Below are 24,985 nucleotides of genomic sequence, written 5' to 3' on the forward strand. Positions count from 1 at the left end.
TCTATGGCTCTAGAACCTTGTAAAGTTTGCGGGACTCTTAATGCAGCAGAAACAGAAATATGTCTTAGCTGTGGTTATCCTACAGAAGGCAAAAAAAGACCTGCTATTTTCCGTTGGGTAGCGATCGCTTTGGTAGTTTGTTTTGCCCTGCCATTCTTATCAGGAATAATCAATTGGGTTATGCTTCAGTTTCAACCCGAATCACCGACACCAACTCAACCTGAAGTTTCTTTAATTCAAGATCATTAAACTATTGTGATTCTTACTAACAAATGACAAATGATTGTGATCGTGACAGTTTTAAAAACTATTTGAAAACTATCTAAAAACTCAAGGTAGTCCGAATTGTCCACATCACTAAATTATCAAGATCTCGAGTATTGGCGTCAGGTTTAGTAATCCAGACTACTCCAGGGGTAATCGCAATATTGTCGTTGACCTGATATTGATAAAAAGCCTCAAGATGTAGAGATTGCTCGCTGTCTTCTTGAAGATTATCAATAGTAGAATTAGTAACCTTGGGTTCACTTCCCACTACAATCCCTGCCAAACTACCTTCTTTGCCTAAATCTGGTATAGCTAGGGTTGCTGCCCAGTTCCAGATGTCTTGTGTCCCACGATCAATTTGTTGATTAAGGGTAGAAAGATTACTGACTTTACTTAATCCACCCCAACCACCAATGACTAGGCGATCGCTAATTGCCCAGGATAACTCTAAACCATAGGAATTGCTGATAGTGGGAACTTCTTGACCGAACAACTCAGCAGTGCGCGAGCGAAGATTTGCTCGATTTGTACCTGTTTCAGTGTCGCTTTGGTTATAGCTATGAACGTAAGTAGCCGACAAATTAAGGCTGGGAAAAGGTGTAACGGTAATTTGTCCTAACGCGCTATAAGGACCATTAAATAGACCACTTCCCGAACTTGATTCATTGGCAGGAGAAGCTAAATAGCCAGCACTAATCTCGATTCGCTCAACGGGACGATGGGTAATTCCTAATCCAGCATCTCTTGGACCATAATACAAAGGGTTTCGCGTCCCAAAATCCGAAATTGCCCCTGAACCTCCATCGCCATCAAGAACATTAACTGTCGGAGCAATATCGTCAGCATCTATCCCCGCTGCACCTATAATAAAGTCGAAGCGATCGCCAATACTAAAGGAGTAATGTAGTGCATCCAATTCCAAATCATCGTCATCAGGTTCGGCAAAAGCTAGATTGCCTTGCCAAGTTCCGAGCGCAGATTCAAAGCCAGGAAAGCCATTGCGGGATAATCTAGTGAACAGCAGATCGTTTCCTTGAAAGCTAGTTGCTAATTCTAGTCTGAGCCTACTGCCTAATATAGTACTATTAGTATTATTTTCGCTGTTTCCCGATAAAATGCTACCCGAGCCAACAATAGCTTCTCCTCTTAGTTTAGTGGTAGTAGAAAATTGAGTTACTGACAAATCGTCTAATCTTGCCTGAGATCCGTCTGTCCTACCCTGTAGAATCGCTAACTCTGTTTGATACTCCTGCATTAATCGCAGAACCGTCTCTACATCTGTTTGAGCAACATCTTCAGAAAGCGCGATCGTCTTTTCAATTTTGTTTAAACAGGCATTAAGTCCAGCAACAAATTCGGCACGAGTAACACTTTGTTGACCTCGATAAACTTGAGAGGAAACGTCTGGTAAGGTTTCTTCCCCTACTTGCGTTGTCCGTTTGGGAAATCCATCAATGCAACCATAACGTTCAATTAGACTTTTTAAGGCTTCGTAAGACCAATCCGTAGGCTTAATATCATTCAGTTGTTCGATATTATTTACCTGAGTAATTAATAAGTTAATCTGGTTAGATTTTAAACTCAAATTATCAGCGAAATTTGCTTTACGCTCTGCAATTTTTAAGCTAATTTTATTTGGCTTATTGAAATTTATTTCCTTGTTTTTGGGTATTTCAGTTGCATCAATGCTTGATGATAACATTACATAAATAGCAAAAACAGGGGCTAATTGATAAATTCTTCCCCATAACCTAAACATTGACAATAATCCTCACTCACACCACAATCAGGCTCAGATTCTTATATCATTGATTTTGACTCTGAAGTTTATTTAGTAATAAACTTAAACACTGGTGTTAAACATTAGCATTTTATCGAATTAAATCATGATATTTTAATCTCTTTTTATTTTGGCATTTCTTAAAATCTATTGGTAAAAAAACGAGCATTGGGGAAAATTGTTGAAGTAAAATATTTTATTTGCAATGTTTAGCAAAATAACTAAACATTAGTTAACATTATTTTAAGATAATTTGTACGTGATTCTAATTTAGCAATACTCGCTGTTACTGCGCTTTTCAACAGCACGGTTGGATATGCGCCACCTGCGGGCGCATCCCCCGCGCTCAAATCAGTAGACCACAATAATAAAATTTAAAAAAGCTAAAAGTGAGACAGTTGCGTCAAGGATATGCGGAGCTAGTCCTAAAGGACTCCTAAAGGACGACGCGAAGCGCAAAAGTGCGGTCTTGGGGGTTTCCCCCATGAGCAACTTTTGTAAGAAGCTAGTGTGACCGAAGGTGTCTATAGCGGATACACCTACGGATATACCATGCACGGGAATCATGCACGGGCATATCCTTTAGGGGACTTTTCTAATGACTCAAATAAAGCCTGACGCGCCACTACCTAATTTGTAAGTTATTTAATTCACAATCCTAAACATATTTTATTTAAAGACAGATTTATTTGCAGCTAGATAATAAACTAAAACACTAGCCAACAAAATAAAAGGAACAAAAATCATTGTATAAAAAAGCTGCTGATATCTAATAATGTCAAATTCTTTAAGATTAATCTTCCAGTTTTGCTTTTGCCAAGGAAAACAAACTAAAAAAGTAATAGCGGGGGTGAATTTGAACGAATATTTACGCTCAAAATTATCTACATAGAAATTCAGCTGGTTATTGACAAAAGTAATTAGAATCTGGTGAAAATTATTGGTATCAAAAACTTTCGGGATAATAAACTCTGGTTGAGTAGCATTGCTTCCAGTAATCGGAGTTCGCAAACGAAAATTTAAGCCTGTTTTTTCCTGACCAATGATCAGATTTTGAGTATAAATTCCATCTGATAAGGCTAGAATTCTAGCTGGCCCGTCTTGATTAATATCATTAGTAGAAATAGTCAGAAACAGAGTTAACTCGTCAGTTTTCTTTAATTTTTCAGTAAGAAAAGTTGCTGGTTGAGCGGTTTTTAGCCATTGTTTTGAATTTACTAAAACTCCTAATTTTTGTGGTATTAGGTTATTTGCTGATTCTTGATGTTTAGATAAATTACTTAGTATATCTTGATGATTTGTTGGCGATGAATCTGGCGATTGCCACAATAATTTGGCAACATGATGGCTATTATCAAGATAATAGTTTTGTGGATTATCAAAATTAAAAACCGTTACCAAGCTGGATAATTGCGGGAAAAAAGCATCTGCTTGCTCAAATGCCTTTTCTACTTCAAATTTGCTTAAACTACGATCGCAAATATACAAATTATTAATATACCCGTTCCAGGGACGATCGCCTGTTGCCTCATTGCCAATTACTAGGGGAAAGTCTTCATTCCAATTAGATAAATTAACGTTAATTAATAAAATCCATACTCCTAAAATAACTATCGAACAATAGCTAAAAATTGCCACAAGTAAAGACTTTAAACTAAGCTTGCGGCGATCGCCTTTGATTATACCAATTGCTAGCTGAATAATATCGCTACGCCAACAGTATAAAATACCTCCGAGAGTAGCCCCCAAGCTGTTATAAATGATGTCGGTAAGGTTAGAAACACGAATGGGTAAGAAAAACTGTGTTAGTTCAATAGCAGTTGATACCATCGCACCACTTAAACCAACAATTAAAATGATCGCAGTGTTGCGCTGTGGGCGATCGACAATAAAAGCTAAACTGATACCAAACGGAATAAACAACAAAATGTTCTGTAAATAATCCTTGACGTTGCTGCCAAAGTTAAATTCCTCAATGACAAACCGTCCCGAAAATCCTGGCGGAATTACAAATTTAAAGGGAAATATCGTAGCAACGCAGATTGCAGACAAGCTAGCAATAAGCAATAGATAACCCCGGCGTTGATGTCTTTTTTTAATACTCATTATCTAGAAAGATTTTTGGTTCAATTCCCGCTTCAATAATCTCTCAGAAAAAATTGCGATAAGCTCGAGCATATCCCTGACAAAACAATAATTCTCCTGCATCTAACAAAGCTGCATATCATTCCGCTACATTGTATCAAGGTTGAGGTGCTTGATTCATAAGCTTAATCAGAAAAAAAATTCCCAAGCGATCGCTTTTTTCGAGGTTTATTTATTTATCTTTCTTTGCCACAGAAATTTCCTGTCCGCTTCTTGAATGGGAACGTCATTAATGCTGGCTTCTCTTCTTTTCATCAAGCCATTTTCGGCAAATTCCCAATTTTCGTTACCGTAAGCACGATACCAAAAGCCACCGTCGTCGTGCCATTCATATTCAAAACAGACAGAAATACGATTATCCGTAAAAGTCCAGAGTCTTTTTTGGAGACGATAGTCTAATTCTTTAGCCCATTTACGCTTGAGAAAAACAATAATTTCCTCTCGACCATTGATAAACTCGGCACGATTGCGCCATTGGGAATCAACTGTATATGCAAGGGCGACTTTTTCGGGGTTACGCCCATTCCAGCCATCTTCGGCGGTTTGGACTTTAGCTTTGGCGGTTTCGAGGGTAAATGGGGGAAAAGGTGGTTTGGTTTCCATTGTTGTCTTTGTATCGTCATTTATAACAAAACAAGATGACAGACTAGCAATAGGTTAATCTCGCTATTTGCTAGTTCATCTCTTCAAGAAGCTACCACTTTTTGTAGGGTAAGAATTTACCACACATAACGATCTGGACGCGATCGCCTTGAGGATCTTCAACCTTTTCAACTTCTACCGAAAAGTCGATTGCACTCATGATGCCATCACCAAATTTCTCGTGAACTACCGCTTTGATCGGCATTCCGTATACCTGCATAATTTCATAAAACCGATAAATTAAGGGATCGGTAGGAATTTGAGGCTCAAGCGAACCTTTAAGCGGTGGGATAGTCAGAGGTTCAGCCATTGATTCGGGTAAACCCAAGGTGGTGACGATTTTAGTGGCTTCTTTTAAGCTGGCACTAGCTTGACGATAGATCACTGATGCGATCCAGGTTTCATCTAGTCCAACTGCTTGTTCCAAGTCTTCAAAGGTTATTCCCTTTTCTTTTTTTGCTGCTAATAATTTTTCGGTAATTTCCGAAATTGCCATAATTTTTGCTCCTTAATTTTCTGTCAAAATCAACTAATTGTGAGGGCATGTCGCCAAACGTCCCTACGGTTTGATTTAGGCTTCTTTTACTGCCCTGGTTTCTCGATTTGAACCTCCCATCGCTCTTTCGCGCGAGGGATTCCCTTATAGGCTCGACTCTACACACTTAAATGCTTCCCAAGCATTATGCAGTCGTTTAACCACGTCTTGAGTTACTTGAAAATGAACAGCTTGTAACCAAGGATTAGTTTTTTTCCATTAGGCTAAGTTGTCTTTTTTGTTCAAAGTAACTAGGGAAGAGAACATCTGCCGATGTTATGTATTCGCGATTCAAAAAGCAAGAGTAAAAACTACACTTTCTCGAATTAAGCCAATCCTTGAGGTCGCGCAAACATCTATTATACAACCGACGACAAATTTCCAACCATTCAAGCATCAATGCTTGCTGGTCGGCCGGTGGGTAAATTCGATAAATAAGTATAGTTTAAATTTAGCATTTGCCAATCGCGGATTCACGGATAAACCGCACTCCGCCCTTCGGTCTCGAAGCTTATCCGTGATAGACGCTCGTGCGATCTTACAGAGCGTGGGGCTTCCCGTCGGGAAAGCTAAAATATTTATTGGTATTGGTATTGCTTTGACTTTAAATTAAATTAGATGCGGGTAAACTCTTGGTCGCATCTAATACCCCTTTCTTTTACTGATATTCTAAATTTTCTGCTAATAAGAAATATTGGCTAATTAGTATAGATCGATCCTGCTCGATCGCACTTTTGCTTAACTATTTTGCCCTGGATGGGACGCAATATTTATTTCTTTTTAGCTTCTCTTTCGGAAACAACCCGCGTACAGCACCAGTCTATGGGCAAAGCTGATGGCCAACCCATACGAATCGCTTCGGGGCAAATAGTCATTACCGTTAATTGACAATCAATTAATTGAAACCCCTCTTTTTTGCACTGCTTTAAACTGTGTTTTAAAATAGTGTCGTCTCTAAACTCAATTGTATTGTTGCATTGAATACAAACAACATGATGATGATGGTGGGGGTAAGGTTGATTTAACTCATAATGTTTGTGTCCTTCTGCTAGTTCTAATTCTCGCAGAATTCCCATACGTGCCATTAATTTTACACTACGGTAAATAGTGGACAGGCTAATCGGTTCTCCCCGTTGTTCCACCAAAGCGTGCAATTCTTCCGCGCTGAGGTGATCGCCTTTCGGCAAATTTTGAAATACGTGCAGGATTTTTTCTCTCTGAGGTGTCATGCGCCAACCTCGAGAATTGAGTTCGGCTTTTAAAGAAGATGCCGTATAGTCAACCATACCAATCTTTTATCAATTATTTGCTGCTTATTGACAATAATAAGATTTTTAATCAACCTTTGCAATAAAGTTTAGTTACAGAATACTTAGCTGCGATTTTGCTTGACTCTAATAAAAATGCGATCGCTTAATCTTAATTTTAACACTATTGCCTAATTAGGAGGAACTAACCATGACAAGACGGTAGAAGAAAGTTATTTAGCTGTAGTATTCTTACTGAAGACAAAGTAATAATTGTCTGAATATACATATTTTAGTCAAAATACTAATTTTTGGATGTCATGATTCGTCGAGAATACAAAACCTTAAAATTTTTTATAGTAGTCACAATATCTTTTTTAGTTATATGACAGGGAAAAAATAATCTTGCTTGGTTTGCATCTCAAGTTTTAGAAAAAGATTGTTCTGCAAGTTGGTTGCTTATTAAATACCAACAACGCTGATTATGCTTTAAGTTTTAAATTAAGTAATAGTAGCTTCCCCGCTATTCTACCAGAGCTTGTAGCTTCTCTGCTCTCAATAGATATTATATAAATTTATTTGATAGAAATATTTCAAAAAATAAAGTGTAATCCAATATAAAAAATTTGATTTATTACCGTTTAATAAATGGGTTAAAGCCCCGTCCTTTAGGACGATTGATTGTACTAAAAATTTCATTTATTGAATCCTTATGCCCGTGCATAACTAGCTGAGTCTTCGACTTGCTACGCGACACGAAGTTATATGCGAAGCGGTATGCTAAAGCACTAGCCCTAAAGGATTAGCGCCTGGAGGCGCGTCCTTCGCGTCGTCCTTTAGGAGTCATGCACGGGCAATCGCGTCGCGAAGCGGCTTGTACTTATCGCATTGAGTGTACCCGATATTGGCTGACTTTAGGCAGAGACTAGGGGACGGGGTGACTTCTGATTGACTTTTGACTTTTCCTCTTCCCGCAGGATATCCGAAGGTGTATGCTTTAGCACAATGTGACTTTTGAATGAATTTTTGATTTCTCTATTTTTGATTCCATTCATCGGCAGCATCCTGAACCGCCTGTTCTACAGTTTTTTCATCCAACATTGCAGCTTGTAAATTTTCATAAATTGCTTTTTGTAAGATTTGAAGATCTTTTTGAACGGGAATTAAAACTTCTGCATCCTCAAGCTGCGCTGCGCTAACCTGTTTTGCCTGCTCTTTTAAACTAGTTTGTTGCTGTTTAAGATCCTTTAAATATTGCTCTACTGCTTTTGTGGTCGAAGGAAGAACATTAGACTCTTGAGCAAAAGCCAACTGATTTTCTGTATTAGTCACAAACAAAGCATATTTAAGTGCTTGTTCCGATTTATCGCTATCACGAGGAATAACTAAATTCATTACCGCCACGTTTTTTTTGCCTGTTTGACCAGTGATTTGTGGAGCAACAGCAGAAACTTCAGCTACGGTTGGGGCATTATTAGTAATGCTATCAATAAACTCGGCACCAGAAGCCAACAAAGCTGTCTCTCCAGACTGATATAGTTCAATTCCGCGACGATGACCTTGAGTCAATACATCTGGAGGCAGTAATTTTTGCTGGTATAAATCTACCCAATATTGAAAGGCTGCTTTGCCCTCTGGAGTATTAAAAGCTGCTTTTCCTGAATCATCTACTAAATTTACGCCCATTTTTACCAAAGACTCTAAAACATCTCCCGAATCACTAGGTACAAAAGTGATAAAGAAGGCATATTTACCCGTTTTCTCTTTGATTATTTTAGCAACTTGTGCCAATTGCGAGTAGGTTTGAGGCGGTTGATTAATACCGGCTGCGGTCAAGAGTTTTTTATTGTAAACAGTAATGGTGGTAGTTAAATACCAAGGAAGACCAAATGTTTGCTCGTTGCAATTATTTTCTTGACAGACTTCAATGGTGCTGGCTTGCCAAATTTTCGGTAGATAAGTCGCCTTTACTTCAGGAGGAACTATTGTTTCTAAGTCTAGCCAAGCATTGCGCGTAGCTAATTGTGAAGCAAATTTGGGGTTTAAATTGACTACATCTGGTGCTGTACTAGCGGAAATAGAGGTCAAAATCTTATTTTCCATAGCTGACCAAGAAACATCAATCCAACGTAGCTCAAGTGCCTCATTCTGCTGTTCAAAAGTACGGTTTAAATTAACAAAATATTCAGTAAAGTTGGGTTTAAGCTGCATTGTCCAAAACTCAAGCTGATTAGAATTAGAATTTGCTTGAGGATTACAGCCAAATAACCCACTTAAAATTACGCCAAACAACAAGTACCTGCTTAACTTTTTGGTAAAGATGATTCTTCTCACCGCTTAAATTTAAATATAAACAATAGATCAAACCATATTACTTATAGGTGAAAATGGCAATATCTATAAGTAATTTTAACTATGATTATATATACCACTTGTGTTTTTTTCGGTACTACTACTTATCTAAAAATCTGTTTTTAGCAGCTACAATGTCCAATGTGAGTAAGCCTATAATTTAATAAATCTGATATTTCTTAACTAATAATTAGCTATTTGGCAAATTGTTGAGAAACAGAATTTAAGATATTAACTCTATTTTGTTTATTAAGAGTAAATTCTCAATGCTTTGACACAATCTGATTTTAAGTCAGATTGTTATATCTAATCATAAGGTACAAATTTTGAAATACTACCTAGGACAGGGGTATGCTGAATAATTTAACTAATATATTTGCTAAGAAAGGCGACAATGTAGGAATTGAAATCAATTCTCAAAAAATAAATATTGCTCAAATAGCCAAACAAGGACAGCAGTATAAACTAATTAAAAATGTTTCGGCTGATATTCCTGATGGAGTGTATAAAGATGGAGAAATTGTTGATACTTTAACTTTATCAGAATTGATTAAAAATACTCTCAAAAATAATAAAATTAGTGCTAAGAAAGTAGCGACGGCCGTGCCAATGCGGGAAGCTATTATTCGAGTAATTCCTGTTCCCGCAGAATTAAATGAAGCAGAACTTAAAGATATGGTTTTGCTTCATGAAGCGGGAATGCACCTGCCTTATCCCAGAGAAGAGGTGGATTTGGACTATGCCAAATTAGGCTATTTTATGGATGAAGATGGCATTGAAAAAGTCAATGTTTTGTTAGTTGCTACCAGAAGAGAGATAACCGATCTATACACCGAAATTTTTAAGCAAGCTGATCTGGAAATAGGAGTTTTAGAGATTAATAGTTTTGCTCTAATTAGAACTATTAGAGAGCAATTACGCTCCTTTGGTTCTAAAGAGGCTGTAGTTTTAGTGGATTTGGAGTTTGATAGTACAGAAATTGCGATCATAGTTGAAGGAGTTCCTCAGTTTTCTAGGACTGTTCCTATTGGTACTTATCAAATGCGTGCTGCATTCTCTCAAGCAATGAATTTGCCAGCTACTGGTGGAACAGAAATACTACACGATATTGACGTTTTTACTGGCATAAGAGATTCAGGAGATATAGATTTATCAAAGATTGAGTCAGGACAAGCAGCTTTGCTGAAAGTTCTCGGCGAATTAACGGAAGAATTGAGTCGGTCAATAAATTTTTATATTAATCAAAGCGAAGATTTAGAAATTGCTCAGTTACTATTAGCTGGACCAGGAGCAGGAATTAATCAAGTAGATGAATTTTTTACTCAAAAATTAAATTTACCTACTATGAAAGTCGATCCTATTGCCACTTTAGGTTTAAATGTTAGTCAAGATATTGCTCCCAACAATCGCCCTGGCTTGGGAATTGTTTTAGGTTTGGGAATAAGGGAGGTTTAAAATTATTTAAAATTATCATAATGTTACCTAAAAAATACATTGAGTAACTGGAATAGTGCCAAAAATATATTAATTATTATTAGAATTTGCCTGGCTTTATGTATAACTTAGATATTAATTTTCTGAGAGATAGGAATTTAGGAGAAACTGCTAATATTACTAGCGGTTTTGTTCAGAAAAAAGAACCTTCTTTTGCCGACAAAATTCCTATTATAGGGGGAGCATTTGTATTTCTCTTAGCACCTGCCATTACATTTGGTTATTTACAAAGCGTTAAGGCAAAAACTGTTGCTATAGAATCAGAAATAAAGCAAATAGAAAGCGAAATTGCCGAACTGGGAAATCAAAACAAAAAGCTGGAGGCGGCAGAAGCAGAAATTCAGGCAGCAGAAGCAGAAACGGCAGCTTTTGTTCAAGTATTTGAAAAAATTAAACCTTGGGCAGCGATTATGCAGGAAATAAGCGATCGCACTCCGCCAGGAGTTCAGGTAGATTCAATTCAACAAACTGCTTCTGACTCTGACATCGGCGTGGATTTGTCTGGCGTAGCTCGTTCTTATGAAGACGTAAATGACTTTGTTTTATTCCTCCAGCGATCGCCGTTTTTTGAGCGACAACAAGTTAGGTTAAATAGTGCTAGTAATGCTGATTTTGCTGTAGAAGTAGCCAACCGAGAAGATTTCCCTGATATCGCTTCGTTAGAACTGCCTGGGGTTAAATACACTATTTCAGCCCAGTTAAATAATGCTCCTTCTTCTGAGCTGATTCAAGTAATTAGCGAAAAAGGTTCAATTGGTGTAGTAACCAGACTAAAAACATTAGAGCGTAAAGGAGCGATTTTGAAATGACCTTTGCTGACGATTTTGCTACGGAAAAAAGTCTGGCAGGAGATTATCCTAGTGCCTTTGGGATTACTTTTACCCCCAAAGTTTCGGGAATAGCGATCGCAGTTGCGGGGATTACTCTAGCTGCCTATGGCTTGATTAATTATGTCAATCCTGCGCAAAAAACCTACGACGAGGCAGCAACTAAAAAGCAAGAACTACAGGTACAGCTAAGCCAAATTCAAACTGGAGATCTACAGCTAAAGTTAGCTCAACTAGAAGCGGATTTAGCCGAAACTAAAGCTTTAAAAACTGAGGTGATGTCCATGTTTACTAATGAGCAGGATTTAGACACATTGCTCTTAGATTTAAATGGCTTTGTTGCTTCTAATCAGGGAACTTTAATTGACTATCAACCTGAAGGCAATGCCACCATAATTGAAGATGCTTCTTTGGGTGAAGGAGTACAGGGGAAGCTCAAACGTCAGGGAATTTCTTTGACAATCCAAGGAACTTTTCTCGAAACCAAAGAGATTTTACAAGATCTCGAACGCCTACAGCCATTGTTAATGGTACAGACGATTAGTTCGACTGTGGAAGAAAAACCAACGGCAATTTTGACTAGTGGTAGCGAGATTGTACCGCAAACGCAAGCCGAGTTAAAAACACAAATTAAACTAGATGCTATTTTACCTCTGAGCGAAGCCGAAATAGAAAGTGCGAAAAAAGCTCAGGAAGCAGCAGCAGAAGGTGGTGAGCAACAAGATGGTCAGCCAGAGGCTGAAGCTGCCGAACAATAAAAGTTCTAGCAAAAATATATTGACTAATATTATAGGTTGAGGATTAAACAGTGAAAAACTATTGCCCTAAAGGATTCCTAAAGGACGACGCGAAGCTAGTCCTAAAGGATACCGCTCCGCATATGGTTTACCATACCGCTTCGCATATAGCTCCGCTCCGCTCCACGTCCGATCGCCTGGGATTTTTGACCACATTAACGGTGATGCTAGCGTGCGCCCCTTCAATGGCTGCCGAACGTACAATTACAGACATCGAGCTAGAAAAAAATAATCACCAACTGGAACTAAAATTATCGGCAACCAACAAAGGCGATACTGATGCTTCCTTTTATACCTTACGTGATGGCAATACTATTGAAGCTAACCTACTCAACACTAATTTAACTTTGCCTCAAGGAAAATCTTTTAAGCAAACTAATCTTATTCCAGGTGTCAAAACAGTTGAAGTTAATCAGATTGACAGTAAACATACCCAAATTGTCGTTTCTACCGAAGCAGATATTCCTGTCGAACACCTATTAGAACAACAGGGAAATAAACTGATTCTGAGCTTGAATCGAGTAACTAAGGCTCAGTCTCTCCAAAGAGAGGTGACAGAGTTTGGACATCAAACTATTAAAAATATTAAGCAAACTTACAAGTCTGCATTAGGGCAGAAAAAAACCAAAGACGATGAAAAGTCTAGCCTAGACTCAGACCAAAACAACGAAAATTCTGAGGTATTAATTCCCAATCCAGAAATAGTTATTGATGACAACCGCGTTAATAACGTTAAAGAACGGGTGTTTAAAGCTCAAAGTGACGAACCTGCTGAACTACCTGCAACTCTACCACGCGCCGTTGCGCCTCCTGTAGGGGATATGGCGGTTTCTAATATAAGCACCATGCCCGACATGGTAGATCTAGGCTCAAGCGCGCTAGTTCCCCGCTTAGTTTTACGAGATGCTCCAATTCGAGAAGTTTTGTCTCTGCTAGCGCGATCGGCTAACTTAAACGTCGTGTATGCTTCTGGTAGTGCTGGTAGTGCGCCAGAAGGTCAAGGAGAAGCAACAGAACCGACTATTTCCTTAGATTTAGAAAATCAACCCGTACAGGAAGTATTTAACTCGGTTTTGCTGGTATCTGGGTTAGATGCTAACCGTAGTGGCAATATTATCTACGTAGGCGAACAGTTACCCGCACAAGCCCGTAATTTAGTTAGCCGTACGATTCGTTTAAATCAGGTTAGTGCTGAAAGCGCAGCCTTATATCTAGCCAGCCAAGGTGCAGCAGGTAAAACACTAACTATCGAAGATGAAGAAATCATCGATCCTGAAACTGGTCGAGTTGTTCAAACGAATGACACTAGTCCAACATTAAGCGATTTGAATGCTAGTAGCGAAGATGCAACAGGCACTCAGGCATTAATGCTTAAAGGTTTACAAGTTTCCGCTGACGAAAGGCTAAATTCAATTACTCTAGTTGGCGAACCACGTAAGGTAGAAGTAGCTACTGCTTTTTTGACACAGTTAGATGCTCGTCGCCGTCAGGTATCAGTAAATGTAAAAGTAGTTGATGTTAATTTATTAAATCAAGATACTGCTAACGCTAGTTTTTCTTTTGGCATCAACGACACTCAATTTCTTCAAGATAGAGGTTCCGCTGCTATCAACTTTGGTGGAGACAACCCTGCGCTAAATGAGAGTTTTGTTAGAAGACCTAGAGGAGATGAAACTACAATATTTGAGGCACTACCTGACGGTGACTTAAGAGAAATTAGGATTCCGACTCCAAGTGAATTTCCAGATAAATTTCTTGCCCTGTTAGAAGCCCAAGTGAGTAACGGTAATGCCAAAGTTCTTACCGATCCAACTTTAACCGTACAAGAAGGACAACAGGCAACGGTTAGACTAGTTCAAGATATTGTTCAAAGTATTACCTCAACAATTGACGGAGATTCAGGCGCAAGAACTGTCACTCCAGAAATAGGAGAAGCTGGATTAGTACTAACTGTAAATGTAGAGCGAATTGATGATAACGGCTTTGTTTCCATGTCCGTTAGTCCTTCAGTTAGTTCTATTGGTGCAACTCAGGTTTTCGACAGTGGAGGAGGGGCAGAAAACCAACTTAACTTGTTGAGTAAACGTGAAGTGAGTTCTGGCTTGATACGGATGCGGGATGGTCAAACTCTAATTCTATCGGGAATTATTCAAGACCAAGAGCGAACTACTGTTTCTAAAGTACCTATTTTGGGCGATATTCCTTTGCTTGGTTCTTTATTTAGAAGTACCGACAAAACTAATGAACGGGCAGAAGTAATAGTTTTGTTAACTCCTGAAATTATTGAAGAGGATGCGGGGTTGGCAAGCAACTTTACTCCGAGCAAGGAAAGCCGTGAACTCATTGACAAATCTGGGGTTGAGATACTTCAAGACTCTAACAAATAGCTTGTTTTATGGCTTGGTTTTGGTGGTTGAAATCGAAAATATTGTTGAAGTCTATGTAAATTAATGCTTTCAACGATCCATATTTGGCAAGTAGAGCTTAGAATAAGGCAGTCACGGGTTAATTTGCCTCAAGGTAATGAAGCCTAAAGTGATTGCAAAGTGAAACAAAGTCTATAAAATGTTATGGGTTTTTATCACCCAGATGCTATAAATTAGGCTGGTTAACCTATTTTTCAACTCTAGGAGGACATCTGAAAAGTTTTTTTGCTAAATTTTGCCTTTTGCCCCCCTAGCCCCCCAAGTCTGGGGGGAACAAGAGTTGAAAGTCTCTTAAGCTCAATGCTGAGGGGGAGAGTTAAAAGTCCCCCAAATTTGGGGGATTTAGGGGGCTTCATTTAAGGGGCTTCATTTAAGAGGCTTCGATGTAGCGAATAGGACTTTTTAGATCACCTCTAAGTTCTCTATGATCGAGAACAAAACACACAAAACACACAAGTCATAAGTAAACACCAGAAGGATATCACAATGAATAAAGGTGAATTAGTTGATCGCATTTCTCAAAAAGCGACTGTAACTAAAAAACAAGCTGATGCTGTATTATCAGCAGCCATTGAAACTATTATGGAAGCTGTATCTGACGGAGATAAAGTAACCCTAGTTGGGTTTGGTTCTTTTGAACGTCGCGATCGCAAAGAAAGAGAAGGACGTAACCCCAAAACTGGCGAAAAAATGTCCATTCCTGCGACTAAAGTTCCTGCTTTCTCGGCGGGTAAACTATTTAAAGAAAAAGTAGCCCCTGGCAAGAAGTAGTTTTTGAGCTAGTTAGCTTATTTTGAACAGACCACGACACGGTGGAAATTTGAATTGGGCAGCCACAATTGCTGGTTGTCCAATTTCTGCTTTAATCGATTTTTCTGCCAGCATTAACCCGTTAGGAACACCCGAAAGTGCGATCGCCGCTATTATAAATAGCACGACTCAATTAACGGCTTATCCCGATCCTGAATATTCAGAATTGCGATCGCATTTAGCGAACCATCATCAGATTGAAGCTGAATTTATCTTGCCTGGTAATGGTTCGGCCGAATTGCTAACTTGGGCAGGAAGAGAGTTAGCGCAACAAAATTCTACCTATTTAATTACTCCCGCCTTTAGTGATTATCAAAGGGCTTTAACTGCTTTTGGCGGCGAAATATTACCCTGTCCGTTATCTTTAATCCCTGGTAAGGGCGTTTCGCCCTTCGGGGCCCCTACGTTACCCATCCCGCAGTCGCCCCATCCCCAATCGGGATTACTGCTAAACAACCCCCATAATCCCACAGGCAAATTATGGTCAAAAGAGGAGATTTTGCCTTATTTGAAGCAATTTGGTTTAGTGGTAATTGATGAAGCCTTTATGGACTTTTTAACTCCCTCTGAGGAGCAAAGTTTGATTCCTGTGGTGGCAGAATATCCAAATTTAGTTATTTTGCGATCGCTAACCAAGTTTTATAGTTTACCAGGGTTACGCATTGGTTATGCGATCGCTCATCCAGACAGATTACAAAGGTGGAAAAAGTGGCGCGATCCTTGGTCGGTTAATACTTTGGCAGCAGCAGCAACGGCAGCAGCAATTAAAGATAAAGCATTTCAACAGCAAACTTGGTCTTGGTTAATTTCGGCGCGATCGCAATTATTTGAGCAGCTTGAAGCAATTCCTGGACTACAGCCTTTTGAGGGGGCAGCAAATTATCTGTTAGTCAAGACAGAAAAATCCGCAACTCAGCTACAAGAGAAGTTATTGCAAAATTATCAAATTGTGATTCGAGATTGCCTTAGTTTTCCCGAACTGGGCGATCGCTATTTTCGCATCGCCGTACGTCTACCCGCCGAGAATAATCGCTTAGTTCAAGCAACAGCGGAAATTTTGGAGAGTTTGTAATCTAGAAACTTTTTTACCAAAACCAGGAGTGCCGAACAGAAACATTCTTTAGTTTTGCTGCTATGGTTTAACAAGCAGCTTGTTGATTATTTTTCAATTATATTTGGCTACTTGCTTAATCAAACCTTTCTAAAGCTAATATCATCTCTCAAAAGTAATAAGAGACTTGGTAGTATCACGCCTAGGCTAAAATGCTGGGTTGATTCCCCCAAGCTTGGGGCTAGGGGGCTGAAAATAATTTTTAATACCCAACAAATTGATCTAGATGTGGTACTACTAGCTCAATCCTGACTTCTGTACGGACGTTCCATGGAACGTCTCTACTCCTGACTTCTGACTTAGCAACATGGCAACATGGCAGTAGATTATGACTTGGTGATAATTGGTAGCAGTTGGGCTGGTGTTTATGCTGCGCAAAAGGCAGTTAGGCTTCAAGCCCGTATTGCTTTGGTAACTCAATGTGATGATTTGTTTTTGCCCAACGATACGCTAATCAATCATAGTATCAGCGAAATAGGACGGTTGAACTATCAGCTAGCCAACAATCCCTTTATTACAGCATCAGAAACACTTTCTGATATTTCTCTCTCCCAAGCCAGCGATTGGGCAAAGGGAATTAATTACGTCATGCAAACTGGTAATAATGCTTTATCTAGCCTGGCAGCTTTAGGAGTAGATGTAATTGCCGGGAAGGGAGAATTTTGTCGTTTACCCCAACTAGCTTTTCAGGTTGCTAAACGAAAGTTGCGATCGCGTAATTTTTTACTCGCCACAGGTGCTAATTTTGCGCCTCAGTTTTTAGATAATAATAATGCTGCAAATGATTATTTGACTCTGCGGCAATTGGGCGATCGGGATTTAGCAGATTTAGGGCAAAATATCATCGTTGTCGGCAGCGATCCGCTGGCTTTAGAATTGGCTCAAACCTTAACCAGATTTAATAAAAAAGTTACTCTGGTGGTTAAACAGCAACGGATCTTACCCAAAGAAGATCTAGAAATTGCTTTACTAATTCAAGCACAGCTAGAAGCCGAAGGAGTCAAAGTTTATACCAACTCTGTAGTCAGCCAAATAAAAGCTATTGACGAACAAAAATGGTTACAAGCAGGCGATCGCGCTTTGGCTGCTGATGAAATTATTATCGCTGGCGATCGTCAACCAAATATTGCTGGTTTGAATTTAGCTGGTGTAGATGTAAAATATGATTCCCAGCGAATTTATGTCAACCAAAAGCTACAGACTACTAATTCCAATATATACGCCTGTGGCGAGTTAATTGGTGGTTACTGTTTACCTAATATTACTCAATCTGAGGTGGATTTAATCCTTAAAAATACTTTGTTTTTGCCCTGGTATAAAATCAATTATTATTACCTGCCCTGGGCGGTTTTAACTCAGCCTAATTTAGCTAGAGTCGGTTTAACCCAACGGCAAGCTAATCAGCAATACGGTGCAGATATTTATGTGATTAAACAATATTTTAGTAATCTGGCACAAGGACAAATATTAGACAGAACCACTGGAGTATGTCAGCTATTAATTAAAGAAAATGGTGAGATTTTAGGCTGTAGTTTAGTCGGCGATCGCGCTGCGGAATTAATTACTGTTATCGCGTTGATGATTCGACACAAAATTAGGCTTGATAGCAATCCAATGCGGGGATTAACTTCTTTCTCAATACCTACCGTTTATCCTAGTATGGTTGAAATATTACAACGCTCTGTCGATGACTTTTATCAGCAAAAGCTACAGCGCAATTCTAGACTATTAGATCGTCTGATAACTTGGTTTTCCCTCCGCAAAAATTGGCATAGGTAATCATTCATCATTCATCAGTAATTACTAATCAGCCTCGATAAATGGGATATATGTAATGTCAAAAAGGCTTTTTATTGTTTTTGAAGGTATTGATAGTTCAGGTAAAACAACTCAAGCAGAGTTATTAAAGCAATACTTTTTAGCTATAGAGGAACAGGCAGTAATTAGTCCTGAACCTTCCAACGGCATTATTGGAAATCTAATTCGTCAAGCTTTAAAACAGAGAATTGTTTTTAGTCGAGATCGAGATTTGTTCGATCGACAAATGGCGTACCTTTTTGCTGCCGATCGCCACGATCATTTATACAATGATATTGATGGAGTATTTAAGTTAATTCAAAATAATTATCATGTTATTAGTACTCGATATTACTTTTCTTCTTTAGCATATAATTGTGATAGCGTAGAGCAGTTCGACTTTATTACCAAGCTAAACGATCGCTTTCCTCCTCCAGATTTAACTATCTATATCGATATTCCAATTGAAGTTTCTTTGTCTAGATTACAAGAACGTTCCTTACAGGAAATATATGAAACTAAGACCAAGCTAACTAAAGTTAGAAAACAGTATCAACAGATATTTGCCGAATATACTGGTAGAGCGCTCGCTATTGATGGCACTCAAGATCTCCAGCAAATTCATTCTTTAATAGTTCAAGCGGTGCAAGCGATCTCTTGGCGAGAAAGAGATAACTAACAATCGCTTTAATTGACTATTAGCTATTGAAGTTTCTTCCCTGTTCCCTAGACCAAGATTTATAGCACTACGTATAAAAGTTAGGACAAGTTTATTTGATTGCTACTTACTACTTACTACTTAATTATTAAGTTACCGTCTTCTAACTCTGCTATTTTTTTGTTTAGAATTTAGTTTTATGTTGACGAGGTGAACGCAACTCCGGTCGTCTTAAGGACAGTGTACTCTTCACCTAAATTTTTATTTTTATCAGCTTTAATTAAACTAACAAGTCAATTTTTTTGCAGTGATAATATATTTTTAAAATAGCTATACTGGTTGTTGTCAAAAATATATTAATAATAGGCAACTATTTACGTAATTTCATCTTCTATATATATAGATTCTAAATAGCAAATTGCCACAGCATATGGCTAAAAAATTTAGCTTTTATTATTGGCATCTTCAGCCACAGACGATAACTATAAGATGAACCAAGATTGTGAGCGCAATTCAGATAAACAGGCTAAGTGCGATCGCCAAACAAATAACTGGTGGCGCAAAATAGTCATGACTGTCGCCTTGCTACTTTTAGGTAGTGCGGGGGGTGGACTAATCTATGGTTGGTACTTTGTACAGCGCAAATTAATCCCTTTGGTAGAGAAAGAAGCAGGAAATTATCTACATCGTCCACTAGAGTTAGGAGAACTAAAATCCATTTTTCCGACTCAAGCAAGTTTTGGCAACAGCGCACTACCTGCCACTGAAGAAAATCCTGATTTTGTCGAGGTAAAAGAAGTCAAGATTAACTTTGCGCCACTTCATTTTCTGCGTCAGGGTGAACTAAAGCTAGACATTATTTTGGTTAAAGCAGATGTCTATATTGAGCAAGACGAATCTAAGCTGTGGACACCGACAAATTTTGGTTCTGGCGATCGATCTCAAGAGGCAATAGCGGTTAACGTCAAGTCGATTCAACTCTACGACGGACAACTTTCTCTCGCGGCATATAATTCGGCGATCGCTGCCTTAAACCCTGCAGTTATTGCCCAAATAGATAACATTATTATTCGTCCCGTAGACGACAAAATTAAGTTTAATGCCGTAGCAGAATTAGTGCAGGGGGGTAAATTTACCGTAGATGGTCAAGGAAATAACAAAACGGGGATAATCGATTTAGATATAGTAGCGCAGCAGCTAAAAGCAGCAGAAGTAAGTAATTTGCTAGCGTTGCCGATTGAGTTAGATCGAGGCAATCTTGACGGTGAACTTGGGGTAACTCTGACTGATGCGCCTTTTCCCGAACTAGATGGTGCATTAGATCTAGACAATGTGAGTTTACAAATACCTAATTTAGTCAAACCCTTTAGCAATAGCAATGGCAAAATTCGCTTTGAGGGGTCAAAAATTGAGTTGGATGATATCTCAACTAATTTTGGTCAAGTATCAGGGCTTGCTTCTGGTTCACTTAATTTAGCTGAGGCAGGCGATTATCAAATTAATACGAAGATTAAGCCCGTAGCAGCGCAAAAAGTCATTGATGCTTTAGAATTAGATGCCCCAGTGCCAATTGAAGGCAAAATACGGGGTGATTTAGCGGTTAGAGGTAGTTTAGAAAATCCAGTAATTAAAATGGATCTTGCCACGGCTAGCCCCAGCCGTATCGATCGCCTAGATTTTAAACAAATTGATGCCGATCTCGAATTAGTCGGGACAACCTTAAACGTTAAGCAGTTTACTAGCTTGCCCAAGGCGGGAGGCAGAATTGTCGGAAACGGGAAACTACAGCTAGACGGCGCACAAAACCTCGCTTTTAATGTGGAGGCAGAAGCTGTTTCAGCCCAGGCGATCGCTCGTAGCTATAATAATCAGCTACCCGTAGATCTGGGTTCAATTTCTGGTCAAACCAATCTAACAGCCCAAGCGGGTGATTTATCAACCCTACGTTTTCGTAACGGCAGTGCTAATTTTGCTTTGGGTAACGGCACTGTTGAGGTAGATAATCTCGACTATGGTAATGGTACATGGTCATCTCAACTAAAGGCTTCTAGAGTCGAATTCGGTAGCTTACCAATCGGCAAAGGTAGCGCACCGACTATTGCTCAAGGATTGGTAAACGGTGTGTTTAAAGTTTCAGGCACAAATGACTTCGGTAACTTAAACCAGGTTGATGCTAAGGGCAAAGCGGATTTAAATACCGTCGGAGGGAAAGTTAACCTAACTGCAATTAACATAGCGAATGGTAGCTGGAGGGCAGAAGCAAATACCAAAAATTTAAAGCTACAGCGTTTATTTGTTGACTTACCAAACGAATTTAACGATAACCTGAGTGGTAAGTTTTATTTAACCGGAAATATTCCCGATGATGCTCAACCCCAAACCCTAATCAACGGCTTCGGCGATTTAGCTTTGGCAGCAGGCAAGGTTCAGGTAGAAGACTTAAAAATTGTCAACCAAAACTGGACGGCGATCGCTCAAGGAACTAATCTCAAGTTAAAAGAACTAAGCTCTAGTACTCCCGATCAGTTTGCTGGATTAATTAATGGCAGGCTGGAGTTGGCAGGAACGACGGATAACATAACTCCTGAAGGGATTAAAGCTTCGGGTGACGGTAGTTTAACTTTGCCTGAAGGAGTTTTTGCTGCCGAACTAGCGATCGCTGATGGACGATTCAACGCTCAGGTAATTCCTCAGAATGTAGATTTAAGTTTATTTGCCGATCCCAATTCTGATGAATTAGAACTTAATGGGCAACTGGGAGGACAGTTAACAGTTACCGGACAAGTAGACAACCTCAGTCCTACAGCCGTAGCAGCCAAGGGTAATTTGAGTTTCAGTCAAGGAATTGATTTACTAAAGCAATCCTTATCCGCAGCAATAGCCTGGGATGGCAAACGATTAGATGTGCTACGAGCAAAAGGAGATGGTTTAGATGCTCGGGGTTATATCGTCTTAGATAAATCGTTTTTTAGTGATATTCCCGATAAATTAGCTGCGGTAGACTACTTTGAATTCGATGTTCCCGAAGCCCGCTGGATTGATATCACCAAGTTGCGTTTGACTTTACCTAGTTGGGCAGCTAACCTCGATTATTCAGGAAGAGGAGACTTTGCTGGAAAAATTAGTGGTGTTCCCTCTGCCCTAAAAATTGGCGGTAACTTAGGTTTAAAAGATTTTCAAGTAGAAAATCTAGATTTTGCGCCTTTTCTGGCGGGCGATGTGCAGATATCTCCTGATACAGGAGTTAAATTAAGCCTGCAAGAAATTTTGACCACCCCTCTGCTACCTGCTACTGAAGATTTTGGTTCTGAGTCTCGACCCTTGGACAAAATCGAATTAGTATTAGATGCCAACTTCTCTCCTGTGGCACTGGCGATCGCTCAAGATTATCTACTAATTGAAGGAAGCGGTAAGTCAGAAATTTTAAGCCTCACCACCCAAAACCTTCCTGTAGAGTTGCTTAAAACCATTGCCCTAAAAAGCGAAGACTTTAAACTGCCAGAAAATTTTGCCCTACAGCCTGTAAATGGCGAGTTATCAGGGGAATTTATTTTTAATCTCAATACCCTAGCAACTTCAGGAAACAACATCGTCATCGATAATCCTGCTTTAGCCAGTATTCGAGGCGATCGCCTTGAAGGAGATTTTCAATATATTGATGGTTATTTCGCGATTCAAGACGTTGAATTTAAGCAAAGAAACAGTATTTATCAGCTAGAAGGTAATCTCCGTCAAAAACCAGATGATATCGAGCTAGATGGCAGCGTTAACATCGAAGGCGGTCAAATTCAAGATATTTTAGTGGCACTGCAAATTTTTGAACTAACCGATTTTGCCCGCATTTTTAGCGATCGCGCCTACGGTAATGCCAACAATCTATATTTGCCACCACTACCAGTAGAGAGACAGTCTTTATTTGATGTTGGTTTTAAAGATGCACCTGTTATTGAACAGCTGCAATTATTAGCAGCAATTCAAGCTGGGCTAGATTCAGCTCAACAAAAAAGACAAAGTGCTTTAGTTCCTGCCCTCAAAAACTTGAGAGGAACTTTTGATGGTCAAATTGATGTATTTGGTTCTCTCGGCACGGGACTAACCTCAGAATTTGACTTTTTAGGAAAAGAATGGCGCTGGGGTAATTTAGTTGGCGAAAAAATTGTCGCTAGAGGCAATCTTCGCGATGGAATCCTAACTTTACTACCTATTTCAGTCAACCTTCAAAATACTACTGCTACAAAAGCTCAAAGCGATACTTCCCCTAGCCTACTGTTCACGGGAACGTTTGGCGGCTCGACTCAATCAGGGCAATTTAGACTAGTGGAAGTTCCCGTAAAATTAATCGAGCAACTGTTTTCCTTTCCTCCAGAATTAGCTTTAGATGGTCTGATTAATGCCACTGCCAGTATTGCCGGGACACCAGAAAACCCTCAGGCTAGAGGAGAAATTCGCATTGATAATGCTTCTTTAAATGACACTTTAATTGAGTCTACTAAAGGTAGCTTTAACTATAAAGAATCCCGCCTCGACTTTTCTGCCAGCAGCGTTATTGCTCAAGATGCCGATCCGTTAATCCTCAGAGGAAGCGTTCCCTATCAACTGCCTTTTGCTAAAACAAAACCCCAGAGCGATCGCCTGGAACTAGAGGTAGATGTCAAAGATAAAGGCTTGGCTTTATTAGATATCTTTTCGCGGGGAGAACTTAAATGGATTGACGGATCGGGTAAAATTGCGCTAGATATCTCTGGTATTCTCGATGCGGAACAAAAGTTACCTCGCAAATTATCTGTCCAAGGAATAGCTACGATTAAAAATGCGACTGTTGCAGCCAAAAGCCTACCAAAAAATTTAATTACCAATATTAATAGTCAAGTCTTCTTCGATTTTGATAATATTCGGGTCGATAGTTTTCAGGGAGATTTTGGCGGTGGCAAAATCACCGCCGTAGGTACAATTCCTCTAGGTGATGATGTTTCCCTCAATCCTTTGACGATTGGTTTTAATCAAATTGAAAGAGTTGAGCTACCCAACCTATACAATGGTGGTATCAGAGGCGAGCTACAAATATTAGGCAAGGCTACCGAACCCAATATTACTGGGAATTTAACTTTATTTGACGGTACGATTCTTCTAGCCGATGAAAGTACCAGTGAGCGAGAACAAACAGTCAATAATCTTAGCAATCAGGCAAATGTCGTTACCAGAGGCGATTCTGACGGCTCAATTGCAGCGGTAACTCAATACAAAAATTTCCAATTAAGATTGGGAAAAGATATTCAAATTAGTCAACCGCCAATATTTACTTTTTCGGCTACGGGAGACCTAAACATCAACGGGACTTTTCTCCAGCCTAGCCCTAACGGCACTATTGTTCTCGAAAGTGGACAAGTTAATTTATTTACTACCCAACTTAACTTATCAAGAGACTATAAAAACACGGCTCGTTTTTCTAACAATAATGTCCTCGATCCCTTCTTAGATCTACTGTTAGTCGGTTCAGCCATAGAAACCAACGCCCGAAGTATTCCCAATGAAGTATCCCCTACAGAAATTCCCGATTCTAGCTTAGGAACTTTAGAAACTATCAGAGTTTCCGCTAAGGTAAAAGGGCTTGCTAGCCAAATTACTAATAGAATCGAGCTTACCAGCAGCCCTCCCCGCAGCCCCGCAGAAATCGCCGCTTTGTTAGGAGGTGGGTTTGTCGAAGCCTTAGCCAACAGCAACGGTACGTCAGGATTAGCCACTTTAGCTGGTTCGGCACTGTTTGGCAGCTTGAATTCAGAATTTCAAGATATTTTTCCAATTGGCGAATTGCGTTTGTTTCCTACTCCCATTATTGATGAAAATCGCGATCGCGATCGCGATGGACTAGCAGGAGAGATTGCTTTTGACTTGATCGATGATCTCTCTTTTTCTGCTCTGAAAATTTTGAATACTGATATTCCAGCTCAGTTTGGTTTCCGCTACCGTATTAACAATAACTTTGTGCTTCGTGGTTCAACCAATTTTCAGGAAGATGGCAGCAGGGCGTTAATTGAATATGAATCTAGGTTTTGATCGAGGTTAGTTTTGTGATTAAAGAAATTTATCTTGGTATATA

The 24,985-nt window shown here is 39.3% G+C and carries 15 protein-coding genes and 1 pseudogene; 10 read left to right on the top strand and 6 right to left on the bottom strand.

The features are described 5' to 3' along the window. Positions 1-3: 3 nt before the first annotated feature. Complete coding sequence (locus tag V6C71_12830; GenBank protein HEY9769357.1) at positions 4-249, top strand: hypothetical protein; 246 nt, start codon at positions 4-6, stop codon at positions 247-249. Positions 250-322: 73 nt separating this feature from the next. On the opposite strand, the gene V6C71_12835 is transcribed toward V6C71_12830, so the two are convergent. The 6 genes from V6C71_12835 to V6C71_12860 all read right to left on the bottom strand — a co-directional run bounded on the left by V6C71_12835 (position 323) and on the right by V6C71_12860 (position 8,950). Beyond that, positions 323-2,026 (bottom strand): iron uptake porin, encoded by a 1,704-nt coding sequence (locus V6C71_12835; GenBank protein ID HEY9769358.1) that lies wholly within the window; start codon positions 2,024-2,026, stop codon positions 323-325. Between the two features lie 690 nt (positions 2,027-2,716). Next, positions 2,717-4,153 carry a VanZ family protein gene (locus tag V6C71_12840; protein ID HEY9769359.1) on the bottom strand — a complete coding sequence of 479 codons (1,437 nt, stop codon included), beginning with the start codon at positions 4,151-4,153 and terminating at the stop codon, positions 2,717-2,719. 207 nt (positions 4,154-4,360) lie between these two features. Next, the gene (locus tag V6C71_12845; GenBank protein HEY9769360.1) at positions 4,361-4,795 is read right to left on the bottom strand and encodes a nuclear transport factor 2 family protein; all 435 of its coding nucleotides are present in this window, start codon (positions 4,793-4,795) and stop codon (positions 4,361-4,363) included. 91 nt (positions 4,796-4,886) lie between these two features. Continuing rightward, the gene (gene cynS, locus V6C71_12850) at positions 4,887-5,330 is read right to left on the bottom strand and encodes a cyanase (protein ID HEY9769361.1); all 444 of its coding nucleotides are present in this window, start codon (positions 5,328-5,330) and stop codon (positions 4,887-4,889) included. Between the two features lie 809 nt (positions 5,331-6,139). After that, positions 6,140-6,655, bottom strand: a complete 516-nt coding sequence (locus tag V6C71_12855; GenBank protein ID HEY9769362.1) for a transcriptional repressor — start codon at positions 6,653-6,655, stop codon at positions 6,140-6,142. 996 nt (positions 6,656-7,651) lie between these two features. Next, positions 7,652-8,950 carry a sugar ABC transporter substrate-binding protein gene (locus V6C71_12860; GenBank protein ID HEY9769363.1) on the bottom strand — a complete coding sequence of 433 codons (1,299 nt, stop codon included), beginning with the start codon at positions 8,948-8,950 and terminating at the stop codon, positions 7,652-7,654. Between the two features lie 369 nt (positions 8,951-9,319). Between V6C71_12860 and pilM the strand changes: the two genes are divergently transcribed. From pilM to V6C71_12905, 9 genes and pseudogenes are all read left to right on the top strand, one after another. Continuing rightward, positions 9,320-10,423 carry a type IV pilus assembly protein PilM gene (gene pilM / locus V6C71_12865; protein HEY9769364.1) on the top strand — a complete coding sequence of 368 codons (1,104 nt, stop codon included), beginning with the start codon at positions 9,320-9,322 and terminating at the stop codon, positions 10,421-10,423. Between the two features lie 98 nt (positions 10,424-10,521). Continuing rightward, positions 10,522-11,271 carry a PilN domain-containing protein gene (locus tag V6C71_12870; GenBank protein ID HEY9769365.1) on the top strand — a complete coding sequence of 250 codons (750 nt, stop codon included), beginning with the start codon at positions 10,522-10,524 and terminating at the stop codon, positions 11,269-11,271. Continuing rightward, on the top strand, positions 11,268-12,047 hold the full coding sequence (locus tag V6C71_12875; GenBank protein ID HEY9769366.1) for a hypothetical protein: 780 nt from the start codon (positions 11,268-11,270) through the stop codon (positions 12,045-12,047). Before V6C71_12870 ends, V6C71_12875 begins: the two co-directional genes overlap by 4 nt. A gap of 50 nt (positions 12,048-12,097) precedes the next feature. Further along, the gene (locus V6C71_12880; GenBank protein ID HEY9769367.1) at positions 12,098-14,473 is read left to right on the top strand and encodes a secretin N-terminal domain-containing protein; all 2,376 of its coding nucleotides are present in this window, start codon (positions 12,098-12,100) and stop codon (positions 14,471-14,473) included. A 483-nt stretch (positions 14,474-14,956) separates the two neighbouring features. Further along, a pseudogene (locus V6C71_12885) lies at positions 14,957-15,283 on the top strand (HU family DNA-binding protein). 22 nt (positions 15,284-15,305) lie between these two features. Continuing rightward, entirely contained in the window at positions 15,306-16,394 is a 1,089-nt protein-coding gene (gene cobD / locus V6C71_12890) for a threonine-phosphate decarboxylase CobD (GenBank protein ID HEY9769368.1), read from the top strand. A gap of 354 nt (positions 16,395-16,748) precedes the next feature. Continuing rightward, positions 16,749-18,212: an NAD(P)/FAD-dependent oxidoreductase gene (locus V6C71_12895; protein HEY9769369.1), complete on the top strand. Its 1,464-nt coding sequence runs from the start codon at positions 16,749-16,751 to the stop codon at positions 18,210-18,212. Positions 18,213-18,267: 55 nt separating this feature from the next. Next, on the top strand, positions 18,268-18,909 hold the full coding sequence (tmk, locus tag V6C71_12900; GenBank protein ID HEY9769370.1) for a dTMP kinase: 642 nt from the start codon (positions 18,268-18,270) through the stop codon (positions 18,907-18,909). A 435-nt stretch (positions 18,910-19,344) separates the two neighbouring features. After that, positions 19,345-24,942 carry a translocation/assembly module TamB domain-containing protein gene (locus V6C71_12905; protein HEY9769371.1) on the top strand — a complete coding sequence of 1,866 codons (5,598 nt, stop codon included), beginning with the start codon at positions 19,345-19,347 and terminating at the stop codon, positions 24,940-24,942. Positions 24,943-24,985 lie beyond the last annotated feature (43 nt).

It is taken from the genome of Coleofasciculaceae cyanobacterium, assembly GCA_036703275.1.
GTDB lineage: Bacteria > Cyanobacteriota > Cyanobacteriia > Cyanobacteriales > Xenococcaceae > Waterburya.

Bases quoted from the DNA above. Each gene is read 5' to 3' on its own strand.
- V6C71_12830 (HEY9769357.1), top strand. From the start codon at position 4: ATGGCTCTAGAACCTTGTAAAGTTTGCGGGACTCTTAATGCAGCAGAA.
- V6C71_12835 (HEY9769358.1), bottom strand. From the start codon at position 2,026: ATGTTTAGGTTATGGGGAAGAATTTATCAATTAGCCCCTGTTTTTGCT.
- V6C71_12840 (HEY9769359.1), bottom strand. From the start codon at position 4,153: ATGAGTATTAAAAAAAGACATCAACGCCGGGGTTATCTATTGCTTATT.
- V6C71_12845 (HEY9769360.1), bottom strand. From the start codon at position 4,795: ATGGAAACCAAACCACCTTTTCCCCCATTTACCCTCGAAACCGCCAAA.
- cynS (HEY9769361.1), bottom strand. From the start codon at position 5,330: ATGGCAATTTCGGAAATTACCGAAAAATTATTAGCAGCAAAAAAAGAA.
- V6C71_12855 (HEY9769362.1), bottom strand. From the start codon at position 6,655: ATGGTTGACTATACGGCATCTTCTTTAAAAGCCGAACTCAATTCTCGA.
- pilM (HEY9769364.1), top strand. From the start codon at position 9,320: ATGCTGAATAATTTAACTAATATATTTGCTAAGAAAGGCGACAATGTA.
- V6C71_12870 (HEY9769365.1), top strand. From the start codon at position 10,522: ATGTATAACTTAGATATTAATTTTCTGAGAGATAGGAATTTAGGAGAA.
- V6C71_12875 (HEY9769366.1), top strand. From the start codon at position 11,268: ATGACCTTTGCTGACGATTTTGCTACGGAAAAAAGTCTGGCAGGAGAT.
- V6C71_12895 (HEY9769369.1), top strand. From the start codon at position 16,749: ATGGCAGTAGATTATGACTTGGTGATAATTGGTAGCAGTTGGGCTGGT.
- tmk (HEY9769370.1), top strand. From the start codon at position 18,268: ATGTCAAAAAGGCTTTTTATTGTTTTTGAAGGTATTGATAGTTCAGGT.